The sequence below is a fragment of the Bradyrhizobium vignae genome, from assembly GCF_900324035.1.
Lineage (GTDB): Bacteria > Pseudomonadota > Alphaproteobacteria > Rhizobiales > Xanthobacteraceae > Bradyrhizobium > Bradyrhizobium vignae.
This window is the reverse complement of sequence record NZ_LS398110.1, coordinates 7,711,346-7,723,947: the sequence shown is the minus strand read 5'-3', so window position 1 is coordinate 7,723,947 and position 12,602 is coordinate 7,711,346. Positions and strand designations below refer to the sequence as shown.

The 12,602-nt window shown below is 65.7% G+C and carries 15 protein-coding genes; 11 read left to right on the top strand and 4 right to left on the bottom strand.

All coding sequences use genetic code 11. The annotated features are described in order from the left end of the window. The first annotated feature begins 53 nt into the window (after positions 1–53). The gene (locus tag BRAD3257_RS37175) at positions 54–647 is read left to right on the top strand and encodes a hypothetical protein (protein WP_122405968.1); all 594 of its coding nucleotides are present in this window, start codon (positions 54–56) and stop codon (positions 645–647) included. Between the two features lie 3 nt (positions 648–650). Here the strand turns inward: BRAD3257_RS37175 and BRAD3257_RS37170 are convergent, their stop codons facing one another. The 3 genes from BRAD3257_RS37170 to BRAD3257_RS37160 are packed head-to-tail and all read right to left on the bottom strand — an operon-like array spanning position 651 to position 3,230. Beyond that, on the bottom strand, positions 651–1,349 hold the full coding sequence (locus BRAD3257_RS37170; protein WP_122405967.1) for a DUF1045 domain-containing protein: 699 nt from the start codon (positions 1,347–1,349) through the stop codon (positions 651–653). 19 nt (positions 1,350–1,368) lie between these two features. Continuing rightward, a complete protein-coding gene (locus BRAD3257_RS37165; protein ID WP_244607832.1) occupies positions 1,369–2,562 on the bottom strand; it encodes an alpha-D-ribose 1-methylphosphonate 5-triphosphate diphosphatase in 1,194 nt (397 codons plus the stop codon). Next, positions 2,559–3,230 (bottom strand): LbetaH domain-containing protein, encoded by a 672-nt coding sequence (locus tag BRAD3257_RS37160; RefSeq protein ID WP_162500488.1) that lies wholly within the window; start codon positions 3,228–3,230, stop codon positions 2,559–2,561. The genes BRAD3257_RS37165 and BRAD3257_RS37160 overlap by 4 nt, the downstream gene beginning before the upstream one ends. Positions 3,231–3,403: 173 nt before the next feature. Between BRAD3257_RS37160 and phnC the strand changes: the two genes are divergently transcribed. The 4 genes from phnC (at position 3,404) to phnE (BRAD3257_RS37140) (ending at position 7,010) form a co-directional block, all read left to right on the top strand. Continuing rightward, complete coding sequence (gene phnC, locus BRAD3257_RS37155) at positions 3,404–4,213, top strand: phosphonate ABC transporter ATP-binding protein (protein WP_122405964.1); 810 nt, start codon at positions 3,404–3,406, stop codon at positions 4,211–4,213. A gap of 60 nt (positions 4,214–4,273) precedes the next feature. Then, positions 4,274–5,209: a phosphonate ABC transporter substrate-binding protein gene (gene phnD, locus BRAD3257_RS37150; RefSeq protein ID WP_122405963.1), complete on the top strand. Its 936-nt coding sequence runs from the start codon at positions 4,274–4,276 to the stop codon at positions 5,207–5,209. A gap of 71 nt (positions 5,210–5,280) precedes the next feature. Then, a complete protein-coding gene (phnE, locus tag BRAD3257_RS37145; RefSeq protein ID WP_122405962.1) occupies positions 5,281–6,165 on the top strand; it encodes a phosphonate ABC transporter, permease protein PhnE in 885 nt (294 codons plus the stop codon). After that, on the top strand, positions 6,162–7,010 hold the full coding sequence (gene phnE, locus BRAD3257_RS37140; protein ID WP_122405961.1) for a phosphonate ABC transporter, permease protein PhnE: 849 nt from the start codon (positions 6,162–6,164) through the stop codon (positions 7,008–7,010). The genes phnE (BRAD3257_RS37145) and phnE (BRAD3257_RS37140) overlap by 4 nt, the downstream gene beginning before the upstream one ends. Positions 7,011–7,168: 158 nt before the next feature. Here the strand turns inward: phnE (BRAD3257_RS37140) and phnF are convergent, their stop codons facing one another. Then, positions 7,169–7,897 carry a phosphonate metabolism transcriptional regulator PhnF gene (phnF, locus tag BRAD3257_RS37135; RefSeq protein WP_122405960.1) on the bottom strand — a complete coding sequence of 243 codons (729 nt, stop codon included), beginning with the start codon at positions 7,895–7,897 and terminating at the stop codon, positions 7,169–7,171. A 169-nt stretch (positions 7,898–8,066) separates the two neighbouring features. Here phnF and phnG point away from each other — a divergent pair, with 169 nt between their 5' ends. From phnG to phnL, 6 genes are read left to right on the top strand one after another with little or no spacing between them, the layout of a single operon-like run. Further along, positions 8,067–8,480, top strand: a complete 414-nt coding sequence (gene phnG, locus BRAD3257_RS37130) for a phosphonate C-P lyase system protein PhnG (RefSeq protein WP_430644739.1) — start codon at positions 8,067–8,069, stop codon at positions 8,478–8,480. A gap of 4 nt (positions 8,481–8,484) precedes the next feature. Next, positions 8,485–9,093, top strand: a complete 609-nt coding sequence (phnH, locus tag BRAD3257_RS37125) for a phosphonate C-P lyase system protein PhnH (RefSeq protein WP_162500487.1) — start codon at positions 8,485–8,487, stop codon at positions 9,091–9,093. A gap of 3 nt (positions 9,094–9,096) precedes the next feature. Further along, complete coding sequence (locus BRAD3257_RS37120) at positions 9,097–10,200, top strand: carbon-phosphorus lyase complex subunit (RefSeq protein WP_122405957.1); 1,104 nt, start codon at positions 9,097–9,099, stop codon at positions 10,198–10,200. After that, complete coding sequence (locus tag BRAD3257_RS37115; RefSeq protein WP_122405956.1) at positions 10,197–11,093, top strand: alpha-D-ribose 1-methylphosphonate 5-phosphate C-P-lyase PhnJ; 897 nt, start codon at positions 10,197–10,199, stop codon at positions 11,091–11,093. Before BRAD3257_RS37120 ends, BRAD3257_RS37115 begins: the two co-directional genes overlap by 4 nt. Next, positions 11,086–11,883 (top strand): phosphonate C-P lyase system protein PhnK, encoded by a 798-nt coding sequence (gene phnK / locus BRAD3257_RS37110; RefSeq protein WP_122405955.1) that lies wholly within the window; start codon positions 11,086–11,088, stop codon positions 11,881–11,883. Before BRAD3257_RS37115 ends, phnK begins: the two co-directional genes overlap by 8 nt. Before the next feature lie 8 nt (positions 11,884–11,891). Next, the gene (phnL, locus tag BRAD3257_RS37105; RefSeq protein WP_162500486.1) at positions 11,892–12,590 is read left to right on the top strand and encodes a phosphonate C-P lyase system protein PhnL; all 699 of its coding nucleotides are present in this window, start codon (positions 11,892–11,894) and stop codon (positions 12,588–12,590) included. Positions 12,591–12,602 lie beyond the last annotated feature (12 nt).

Below are 12,602 nucleotides of genomic sequence, written 5' to 3'. Positions count from 1 at the left end.
GGCTGTGGCTCGCTCTTGTTGCGAGCGGTCTCTACCACGGGATCAATCCTGGCATGGGATGGCCGCTCGCCGTTTCGGCGGGGCTCATGGACAAGAGCCCGCGCGCGCTCCTCCGCGCCTTGTGGGCCCTGTCGGCCGGGCATCTCGTGGCCACGCTTCTCGTGCTGCTGCCATTCGCGTTCCTGCTCGTGCTGGCGGAGTGGCAGCGTCCGATCCAGCTGGTCGCGAGCCTTCTCGTCATCGGCTTCGGCGTCTATCGGTTGATCGTTCGGCGCCATCCCCGCGCGCTGGCACGAATCCCGCCGACACAATTGGCGCTCTGGTCGTTTGCCGTCGCCATTGCTCACGGCGCCGCGTTGATGCTGGTGCCGATCTATCTCGGGCTTTGCCAGGCCTTCGAGCTCGATGCCGGCCATGAGGCGGCGGGCGAGTTGATGAAGGCGAGTGTCGGGATGGCGGTGCTGGTGTCCCTGGTGCACGTTGCCGCCATGATCAGCGCCGGCGGATCTCTGGCGTGGCTGGTCTACCGCTATTTGGGATTGAAGTTCGTTTCGCGAAGCTGGTTCAACCTGGATGCAGTCTGGGCGACCAGCCTCGTTCTGGTCGGCGCGGTGGCGCTCGCCTTCAATCTTGCGAGCTGGCGCTGAGGTCTACCGTGCCAGAGCCCATTCGCCGATGATGCGGAATCTTTCCTTTGCGTCATCCTGCTTGAACAGCGCGATGCGATCGATCTCAAGCGCATCGAGCTTCAACGCCGCAAACCGCCCCCGCAGCATCTGCAGAATCGGCCCGCGCCGCTCCGCATCGAGCCGTCCCGTCAGCGTCATGTGGAAGCGGAATTCTTCCATGACGTAAGGATAGCCCCAGCGGTCGAGATAGTCGCGCTGTCGCTCGCCGAGCTTTTCGGGCTTGCGCCGTGCGCGATCTTCCGGCGTCAGCGGCGCACGGAAAGCGTCGAAATCGCGGACGCTGTCGGCCGCCAGCTCCTGGAGCGTATCGACCGGCTCGGCCGGAATGACGGCGATGAAGCCGCTGATGGCATCGACGACGGGACGGATCACCGGAAGCGGCCGTGCCCTGCCGGCGAAGGCCGCACACGCGGCCATCAGCTCGGCTTCGGTCTTGTTTAACGCCAGAGTCATGGGCGCCTTCAGCGTGGCATGAAAGCCGTATTTGCGGGGATCTGCGCTGATGTCACGCCAGTCCGGCGCAATTTGCAGCGCCTCGCGCGGGAACGGCAGCTCGTCGCCGGTATAGGCATCGTAGCCGAGCAGCTCGGCGCCGAAGCGGGAGAGGGCGCTGTCGGCGCCTGCGGCAAAATAGACCGCGTAGCGGGGAAATCCTGTCATTCGTCTCAGCATAGCGGTTTTACGCGGCGACGACAGCCTCGCGCGGCGCCGCCACGGCGGTGAGCAGCCGTGTCGCATCGGTGAGATGCACGAGCTTGCCGCCCGAGATCACCGCGATCAGCCGCGGCCGCAGCTTGACGCTGTCGTCGACGAGGAGAATGTCGGCGCGGCGTCCCTCCGCGAGGGTGCCGCGATCGGTGAGGCCGGTCGCGCGGGCAGGACTGGCGGAGACCAAATCCCAGGCCTGTGCCAGCGGCACCACACCATCTGCCGCGAGCCGGAATGCGGCGAGCAGCTGTGCGGGATAATAATAGTCTGACGCCAGCACCGAGCAGAGCCCCTTGGCGATCATGTCGGATGCCCTGGTCCAGCCGGTGTGGCTGCCGCCGCGCACGACGTTCGGCGCACCATAGACGATGGCATCGCCGTGGCTGGCTGCCGCCCGCGCCGTCTCCTCGTTGATCGGAAACTCCGCGATTCTCGCGCCGAGCTCGCGAAACGCATGCCGCATCGCCGGCGTTGCGTCATCGTGCGAGAGCATCCGCACCTCCGCCGCGCGGGCAGAAGCGGCCAGGCGCGACACCGAAGCCGGCACCTCGTCGGCGCGCGAGATCACGCGCTCGACCAGCAGGTCGAATTCTTCGCTCGAAAGGCCGGTGCGCTCCACCATCCGGTTGCGCTTGCGCGGTTTGGCCATGTCGGCGACGGTGCCGTCCATGTGGTCGTTGAAGGCGAGCAGGTCGACCCGGCCTTCGGCGAGCCATTGGGCGATCTCGGCCTCCGCGTCGAGATTGTAGGTCTCGTGGCGCAGATGGAAGCGGATGTCGGCGGCGAATTGCGGACGCTGCCGCTCGATTGCCTCCATCAGGCCACGTGCATTGTCGGCACTACGCAGGCCCGGCTCCCACGAGCAGGTCGCGGCGTGAAACACGGTGGTGATGCCGTTGCTGATCGCCTGGCGGTCGCTGTCGGCGAGCGCGACGTCGATCGGAAAATCGACGCCGGCGCGCGGCATCATCTGTCGCTCGAAGGCATCGCCGTGCAGGTCGACGATGCCGGGCAGCAACAGCAGGTTACGTGCATCAATCGCCAGCCCGGCCCGGCCGCGAGAAGCGCCCATCTCCGCAATGTCTGTCCCGGACACGAGAAGTGAGGTTTCGATGAGCTCGGCGCCGATCAGGGCCCGGCCGCCTTCAAGGAATATGTCTGTCACGCGACTGCGCTTCGTTTGCTGGCAGGAGAATTGGTGAGAGAGCCCGCCCGTGCTTCGTATGTCGAAAGAAAATCTTCAATCCCGAGCTTGCGGAAATCGGGCAGCGCCTCGCGCAATTTGTCGTGATCCCAGTCCCACCAGGCGAGCTTCCCGAGGCGCCCCGCGATCTCCTCCGAGAACCGCCGCCGTACGATCCGGGCCGGATTGCCGGCGACGATGGTGTAGGCCGGCACGTCCTTGGTGACGATGGCGCCGGCTGCGATCACCGCGCCGGTGCCGATGCTGCGGCCCGGCAGCACGATCGCGCCGTGGCCGATCCAGACGTCGTGGCCGACATGGACATGATGCTGGCGCCGCCAGTCGAAGAACTCGGCATCGTCGCTCTCGCCTTCGAAATAGGCGCTCGAACGATAGGTGAAATGCGCCTGCGTCGCGCGATGCATCGGATGGTTGCCGGGGTTGATGCGCGTCATCGCCGCGATCGAGCAGAATTTTCCGATGGTGCTGTAGGTGATCTGCGCATCGTTCACGACATAGGAGTAATCGCCCATCGCGACGTCATGCAGGATGGTGCGCGCGCCGACCTCGGTATAGGCGCCGAGCCTCGTCTCATGCAGCTTGGCCGAGGGATCGACGGTCGGCTGAACCGAAAGAGCTTTGGCGACCATGTTGCATCCGAACTGCGAGGGCGGGCGTTTCTCTTCGGGCGGCTGGATGACGGTGTCATGACAACGAGATGACAGGGGATGACGTGCGTAGGATCGCCGCACCGCAGCGCGTGTGTCACACAAGTGTTAAGCACGGGCGTTAGCGGTTGGCTCCAGCTACTCTGGAGCCCTGTATGCTGGTGGTTGAAGGTCTGACGTGTCGCTTCGGCGCGAAAGCCGCGGTGGACGACGCTTCGTTTCAAATTTCCCCCGGCGGCTTCGTCGGTGTGATCGGGCGATCCGGCGCCGGTAAGTCGACATTGCTGCGGACCATCAACCGCCTGGTGACGCCGACCGGGGGCCGCATCCTGTTCGACGGCGTCGACGTCACCTTGCTGCGCGGCAAGGAGCTGCGGCAGTGGCGCGCGCGCTCGGCGATGATCTTCCAGCAGTTCAACCTGGTCGGCCGGCTCGATGTTCTGACCAACGTCCTGATGGGGCGGCTTGCGACGATGCCCGCCTGGCGCTCGTTGTCGCAGGCCTGGCCCGAGCAGGACAAGGCGCTGGCGATGTCCGCGCTCGAGCAGTTCGACATTGCCTCGCTCGCCGCCCAGCGCGCCGACCAGCTCTCCGGCGGTCAGCAGCAGCGCGTCGCGATCGCCCGCGCGCTGGTGCAGCAGCCCGACATCATCCTCGCCGACGAGCCGATCGCCTCGCTCGATCCGCGCAACACCAAGATCGTCATGGATGCACTGCTGCGCATCAACAAGCATTTCGGCATCACCGTGCTCTGCAACCTGCATTCGCTCGATCTCGCCCGCACCTATTGCGACCGCCTGATCGGCATGGCCGCGGGCCGCGTGGTGTTCGATGGTGCGCCGTCCGCGCTGACCGATCACGTGGCGCGCGAGCTCTACGATCTCGAAGCCGCCGACGTCATGGGCGGCATGCCTGTACCGGCGCCCGAGGGCGTTCCGGCGCTCGGGACGGCCGCGGCGGCCTGAGCCTCGCCTGTTTAGTTCAAGTCTTTGCGTCAACCGACCTCAACCGATGAAGAGGATACCATGATCACTCGCAGACTGATCCTTGCCGGCGCCGCCGCGCTCGCGTTCACGGCGTCCGCCTCGGCGAACGACTGGAAGGCCAAATATCCCGAACTGACCTTTGCGGTCGTGCCGGCCGAGAACGCCTCCGGCGTCACCGAGCGCTGGACCCCGTTCGTGGAATACCTCTCGAAGCAGCTGGGCGTGAAGGTCACGCTGCGCATCGCCAACGACTATGCCGCTGTGATCGAAGGCCAGCGCGCCGGCAACATCCACATCGCGAGCTACGGCTCGGCCTCGTTCGCCCGCGCCCGCCTGACCGGCGTCAAGACCGACGCGTTCGCCAACGACATCAATGCCGACGGTTCGACCGGCTATTACTCGGTGTTCTTCGTCAAGGCGAGCAGCTCCTACAAGAAGGTCGATGATCTCAAGGGCAAGAACCTGGGCCTGGTCGACCCGAACTCGACCTCGGGCAACAACGTGCCGCGCTTCGAGCTCGACAAGATGAGCATCCACGATGCCGAGGGCTATTTCGGCAAGGTCGTCTTCACCGGCAGCCACGAGAATGCGATGCTCGCGCTGGCGCAAGGCACGGTCGACGTCGCCGCCAACCAGTGGACCAGCGACGACGATTCCACGCTGGCGCAGATGCTGACCAAGGGCATGCTGAAGAACGCCGACGGCTCGGCGATGAAGAAGGACGATTTCCGCATCATCCACAAGTCGGCGCCGATCATCAACGGTCCCTATGCCTACAATTCCGACCTGCCCGACGACGCCAAGGCCGCCATCGCCAAGGCTTTCTTCGACGCGCCGGCCAAGGACAAGGCCGCGTTCGATCGCCTGTCGGACGGCCAGAAGAAGGGCTTTCATCCCGCCACCACCAAGGACTGGGATGGCACGATCGAGCTGATCAAGTTCGTCGATGCGCTCCGCAAGAAGAAGGCGTCCTGAGTCATCGGGACGATGCACCCGAGCCGGGTCCTAGGACCCGGCTCTTTCTTTGACGGGACCTGTTTCGATCGATGACGACAGCGGTTTCGATCCTCCCCGAGCAGCAGCTTGCCGCGCTCAATGCCGCCTATCGCCAGGCGGTCTCGCGCAGGCGGCTCCGTCTCCTGTTGGGAGCCGCGGTCTTCGCCGCAGCGCTGGTGCTCGCCGCGATCGGCGCCGAAGTGAATTTGCATACCCTGTTCACCTATTTCGGCAATTTCGTCAGCTATTTCGACCGCATCCTCACGCTCGACAGCGGCCAGCGGGTCTGGACCGATGTCGGCGAGTGGTTCTGGGGCTGGCGCAAATGGCTGAAGATGCTGGGTGAGACCCTGCTGATCTCCTATGTCGGCACGCTGATCGGCGCGACATTGGCCTTCGCCCTCAACTTCTTCGCGGCCGAGAACACTTCGCCCGCGCCCTGGCTTCGCTTCGTCGTGCGGCGCCTGCTCGAATTCGCCCGCACCGTCCCCGGCATCGTCTTCGCGCTGGTCTTCGTCATCGCCTTCGGGCTCGGACCGATGGCCGGCGTGCTGGCGATTGCTATCCACTCCACCGGCGCACTGGGAAAACTGTTCTCGGAGATCGTCGAGAATGCCGACATGAAGCCGGTGGAGGGCATTCGCTCGACAGGTGCGAGCTGGCTCTCCTGCATGCGTTTTGCGGTCGTACCGCAGGTGACGGCGGGCTATGCCAGCTATGCGCTGCTGCGCTTCGAGATCAACGTCCGCGAGGCCTCGGTGATGGGCTTCGTCGGCGCCGGCGGCATCGGCCAGGAGCTCGTCGTCGTCATCCGCAAGTTCTATTACTCCGACGTCAGCGCCATCCTGCTCACCATCGTCGTCACCGTCTTCATCATCGACATCACGACCGGCTGGCTGCGCGGCCGCCTGTTCGGCGAGGAGGCGCGGACGTGACGAGGCCGCAGCAGGTCGATACCGCGCAAATTCGCGCGCGCTACCCTGACGTGTTCGACCGGCCCGCCTCGGCGCGGCTCGCCACGCCGGCGATGATCGTGGCGGCGTTGGCGATCCTCGCTTACGGCCTCGTCGATCTCGATTTCTCGCCGTCGCGCTTCTTCGCCGGCCTCAGCCAGCTCGGCTGGATCAGCCTGATGATGATCCCGCCGGATCCCGGCTCTTCGCTGCCGGTCTATCTGAAGGCGCTGGGCGAGACGCTGTCGATCGCGCTGCTCGGCACCACGCTCGCCGCGGTCTTCGCGCTTCCAATCAGCCTGCTCGCGGCGCGCAACGTCGTGCCGTCGAACATCCTGCGCTTTCCCGTCCGGCGCTTGCTCGATTCGATCCGCGGCATCGACACGCTGATCTGGGCGCTGGTGTGGATCAACGTGGTCGGGCTCGGCCCGTTCGCCGGCGTGCTCGCGATCGCCGTGTCGGATTTCGGTGCGTTCGGAAAGCTGTTCTCGGAGGCGATCGAGGGCGCCGACCAGAAGCAGGTCGAAGGCATCCGCGCCTCCGGCGGCAGCGCGCTGCACGAGATCCGCTTCGGCCTGTTGCCGCAGGTCCTGCCCGTCATCGCCGGCCAGGTGCTCTACTTCATCGAATCCAACACCCGCTCGGCCACCATCATCGGCATCGTCGGCGCCGGCGGCATCGGCCTCCAGCTCGCCGAGCAGATTCGCGTGCTGGAGTGGCAGAAAGTGTCGTTCCTGATCCTGATGATCCTGGTCGCCGTCGCCGCAATCGATTTCATCTCGGGCAAGCTGCGGTTTGCCATCATCGGCCGGCGGGCGGTGGCGTAGGCGGCTCTCTTCCTTCCTTGTGGGAGAAGGTGGCGCGAAGCGCCGGATGGGGGGTACGTGTCCTCGGTGCCGTAGGGTGGTCAACGCGTAGCGTGCCCACCGCTTCTGATGATCGAGAAAGATCGTGGGCACTCCCACAAGGGGAGAGGGGAAGAGGCCTACGACTCCACCAGAAACTCGACCCGCTCCGCGGCAAAGCGCGAATGCTTCGTCACCAGCGGCTTGCCCGTGAGATCGTGGTCGGTGGCATCGACCACCAGGATCGGCCGTCCCAGCGCAAGATCGAGTCTTGCGGCGTCGGTCGCGTCGACGATGCCGGCGGTGATCCGGGTCGCGCCGCGGCGATAATCGCGGATGCCGTAATGCGCGAGCAATTTCGTCATCGAGCGCGTCGCCGCGAACACGGCGCCCGCGTCCGGAAACAGCTCGGCCGAGAGCCAGGTCGTGGACACGCAGATCGGCGTACGGTCGGCGAGGCGGATCGCCTCGATCCGCACCAGGGGCCCGCCGGTCTTCAATCCCAGCTCCCGCGCGAGCTCGCGCGTCGCGACGTCATCGGTCGCCTCGATCAGCCGGCCATGCGGCTCGCGTCCGCCCGCGCCGACGATCTCTGAGAAGCGCGTGCGCGAGCGCAGGGGATAGGCGAGCTTCTGTGCCTCGACATAGGTTCCGCTGCCGCGCTCGGCGCGCACCAGGCCGCGCTCGGCAAGCGCGGCCAGCGCGCGGCGCACGGTGTGGCGGTTGACGCGATAGGTTTCCGCGATCTCCATTTCGCCCGGCAATTTGTCGCCGGCCGCAAAGCGGCCGTCGGCGATGCCGCGCTCGATGCCGTCGGCAACGAGGCGCCACAGCGCGACTCCCGAGGAGGCTGTGTCCTGCATGCTCATGTCGCGGGAAACCTACTCCAGAAATCACATCATTGTCACGAAACAGTCATGGCGCGTCCGTATGAAGTTGTCTATTATCATAGACAACTTCGATCCGGCAAGTTTTCTAGAAGGTTCGGTGGACCAGGTGACGCAGCACAACAACCAGCAAGCCCAGCGCAAGGCCGCCATGGCCGTGCTGGCGCACGCGGAGGCGGGCGAGATCGCCGCTCGCCTCCGCAACTTCACCCTCCCGGCCCATCAGGATCTGCGCGCGCCCGAAAACGGGCTGGTCATGCTGCGCGGCCGGATCGGCGGCGACGGGGCGCCGTTCAATCTCGGTGAAGCCACGGTGTCGCGCGCGGCGGTGCGGCTTGCGAGCGGCGAGGTCGGCTTCGGCTACACGCTCGGCCGCGACGGTGAGAAGGCGCGGCTGATCGCGCTGTGCGATGCGCTGGTGCAGTCCCGCGATTTCGGCGGGCTCGTCGAGCGTGGCGTTATCGCGCCGTTGCGCGAGCAGCTTATGGTCAGGCGCAGGCAGGCGGCGGAAGAGACCGCCGCGACGAAGGTTGATTTCTACACCATGGTGCGCGGTGAGGGGTGAGATCATGACCACGATTGCGGAGCTGCCGCCGGGTTTCGCCGACAAGGTGTTGTCGGCGCAATCGACCTTTCGCTCGGTCATGGATGCCATGGCGCGGCCGGGCTCCGTCCAGCAAATCGTGCCGATGGTCGGCACGCCAGGGCCGATGATGCGCGGCACCGCCGCGATCGCGCTGACGCTGTTCGACCACGATACGCCGCTCTGGCTCGACGCGCGAATGGCGGAGAGCTCGGATGTGACGAAGTGGCTGAAGTTCCACACCGGTGCGCCGGTCGTGCAGGACGCCTCGATCGCGAGTTTTGCGCTGATCGGTGATGGCGATGCGCTGCCTTCGCTCGAGCGATTCGCGCTCGGCACCAGCGAGTATCCGGACCGTTCGACCACGGTGATCATTCAGGTCGATAGCCTGAACTCGGGGCGCAGCTTCGAGCTGCGCGGCCCCGGCATCGGTGGGGTCGCGACGCTGCAGGCGTCGATCAAGCCTCTCGATCTGTTCGAGCGGCTGCGTATGAACGAAGCACTGTTTCCGCGCGGCATCGATGTGGTGCTGGTCGCCGATGATGCCGTGGTCGCGATCCCCCGCACCACGCGCGTCGTGAGCAGGGGAATCTGAAGCATGTATGTCGCAGTCAAAGGCGGCGAACGCGCCATCGAGAACGCCCATCGCCTGCTCGCACATAAGCGGCGCGGCGATCAAAGCGTTGCGGAAATCTCCCTCGACCAGATCTCGGAGCAGCTTGGCCTCGCCGTCGATCGCGTCATGAGCGAAGGCTCGCTCTATGACCGCGAGCTCGCGGCGCTGGCGATCAAGCAGGCGCGCGGCGATCTGATCGAGGCGATCTTCCTGGTTCGCGCCTTCCGCGCCACCTTGCCGCGCTTCGGCACCAGCGAGCCGGTCGACACCGGCGCCATGCAGGTGCAGCGGCGGGTGTCCGCGACCTTCAAGGACATTCCGGGTGGCCAGATCCTCGGGCCCACCTTCGACTACACGCACCGCCTGCTCGATCCCTCGCTCGCGCAAGGCGTCGTGCCGCAGGTTCCGTCGACGGCCGAAGCATCCACAGCGCCGACGCCGCGCGTGACGGATATTCTGGGCCGCGACGGGCTGATCGAATCCTCGCCCGAAGCCGAGGACGGCGCCAGCGTCGGCGATCTCACCCGCGAGCCGCTGAATTTTCCGGCCGACCGCGACCTGCGCCTGCAGAACCTCGCGCGTGGCGACGAAGGCTTTCTCCTCGCGATGGGCTATTCCACCCAGCGCGGCTACGGCCGCAACCATCCTTTTGTCGGCGAGATCCGCTTCGGCGAGGTCGAGGTCGAATTTCTCGCGGAAGAGGTCGGCTTCGCCGTGCCGCTCGGCGCGATCGAACTCACCGAGTGCCAGATGGTCAACCAGTTCAAGGGGTCTGCGACGGAGGCTCCGTGCTTCACCCGCGGCTACGGCCTCGCCTTCGGCCAGAGCGAGCGCAAGACCATGTCGATGGCGCTGGTCGATCGTGCGTTGCGCGCCCGCGAGCTCGGCGAGGAGGTGCGTGCGCCGGCGCAGGACGAAGAGTTCGTGATGTCGCATTCGGACAACGTCCAGGCCACCGGCTTCGTCGAGCATCTGAAGCTGCCGCACTATGTCGACTTCCAGTCCGAGCTCGGCCTCCTGCGCAAGCTGCGCCAGGAGTTTGCCGAGGCCAATACGCCGGATGCCATGAAGGAGGCCGCGGAATGAACGCGCCCGCCTACAACTTCGCCTATCTCGACGAGCAGACCAAGCGGATGATCCGCCGCGCGATCTTGAAGGCGATCGCGATTCCCGGCTATCAGGTGCCGTTCGCCAGCCGCGAAATGCCGATGCCCTATGGCTGGGGCACCGGCGGCGTGCAGGTGACCGCAGCGCTCCTTGGACCGCAGGACGTCTTGAAAGTGATCGACCAGGGCTCCGACGACACCACCAACGCGATCTCGATCCGCAAGTTCTTCGCCAAGACCGCCGGTGTTGCCACGACGACGGCGACGGACGAAGCGACGGTGATCCAGACCCGCCACCGCATCCCGGAGAAGGCGCTGAACGAAAACCAGGTTCTGGTCTATCAGGTGCCGATCCCGGAACCCCTGCGTTTCCTCGAACCGCGCGAGACCGAGACGCGGCGCATGCATGCGCTCGCCGAATACGGCCTGATGCATGTGAAGCTCTACGAGGACATCGCCCGCTTCGGCCACATCGCGACCGCCTACGCTTATCCGGTCAAGGTCAACGCGCGCTACGTGATGGACCCGTCGCCGACGCCGAAATTCGACAATCCCAAGATGGACAATTGCCCGGCGCTGCAATTGTTCGGCGCCGGCCGCGAGAAGCGCATCTACGCGATCCCGCCTTATACGCAAGTGGTCTCGCTCGATTTCGAGGACCACCCGTTCGAGCCCTACCGCTTCAACGCGCCCTGCGCACTGTGCGGTGCGGAGAATTCCTACCTAGACGAGATCGTCACCGACGACCAGGGCGGGCGGATGTTCGTCTGCTCGGACACCGATTATTGCGAGGGCCGCCAGGCCGCCGGCCATCGCGGCAGCCTCAGCGCCGCGCCGTACAAGGAGAAGGCGCAGGAGGCCTCGAATGGCTGATCAGAATCTGGTCGAGAACGACGAGCCGCTGCTGGTCGCGGAGTCCCTCAGCAAGTCGTTTGGCCGCATTGCCGCCTGCCGCGATGTGTCGTTCTCGCTCTATCCCGGCGAGGTGCTGGCGATCGTCGGTGAATCCGGCTCGGGCAAGTCGACGCTGCTGCAAATGCTGTCGGGCCAGCTCGCGCCGGGTTCCGGCCATGTCTCGTATCGGATGCGCGACGGTGTCACCCGCGATCTCTCGACGCTGGGCGAGGCCGAGCGTCGCTTCCTGTTCCGCACCGATTGGGGCTTTGTGCATCAGGATCCAGCACAGGGCCTGCGCATGGCGGTCTCGGCCGGCGCCAATGTCGGCGAGCGGCTGATGGCGGTGGGCTGGAATCACTACGGCCGCATCCGCGACACCGCGTCGGACTGGCTCACCCGCGTCGAGATCGACACAGCACGCATCGACGATGCACCGCGCACCTATTCCGGCGGCATGCGCCAGCGCCTCCAGATCGCGCGCAACCTCGTCACCGAGCCGCGCCTGGTGTTCATGGACGAGCCGACCGGCGGCCTCGACGTGTCCGTGCAGGCGCGCCTGCTCGACCTCCTGCGCAGCCTCGTTGCCGAGCTGCATCTCGCCGTCATCATCGTCACCCATGATCTCGCGGTCGCACGCCTGCTGTCGCACCGCGTGATGGTGATGAAGGGCGGCCGCGTCATCGAGACCGGTCTCACCGACCAGGTGCTCGACGACCCGCGCGAGCCCTATACCCAGCTCCTCGTCTCCTCGATTCTGCCGCCATGAGTTTTCCAATGACCGTCATGATCGACGTTACCGATGCGCAAAAGACGTTCACGATGCACCTGCAGGGCGGCATCGAACTGCCTGTCGTGCGCGGCGTGACCTTCCACGTCAATCCGGGCGAATGCGTCGTTCTGTCAGGCCCGTCAGGCGCCGGAAAATCGTCGATCCTGAAAATGATCTTCGGCAATTACCGCTGCGATAGCGGCCGCATCGGCATCCGCCATCGCGGCGCGCTGATTGATCTCGCCACCGCCGAGCCGCGGCAGATTCTCAACATCCGCCGTTCCACCATCGGCTATGTCAGCCAGTTCCTGCGCGCGGTGCCGCGCGTTGCCACCATCGACGTCGTCGCGGAGCCACTGATCGTCAACGGCATGAGCCGGGCCGAAGCGCAGCAGCGCGCTGGCAGCCTGCTGCATCGTCTGAACATTCCCGAGCGCCTCTGGCAGCTTCCGCCGGCAACCTTCTCCGGCGGCGAGCAGCAGCGCGTCAACATCGCGCGCGGCTTCATTTCGGACCTGCCGATCCTGCTGCTCGACGAGCCGACCGCCTCGCTCGATGCCGCCAACCGCGCTGTCGTGGTTGAGCTGGTTGCCGAGAAGAAGCGCAGGGGCGTCGCCATGGTCGCCATTGTCCATGACGACGAAATCCGTCATCTGATTGCCGACCGTATCGTCGACGTCACCAGCTTTGCCGCCGCGGCCTGAAGGAAGAGGGAA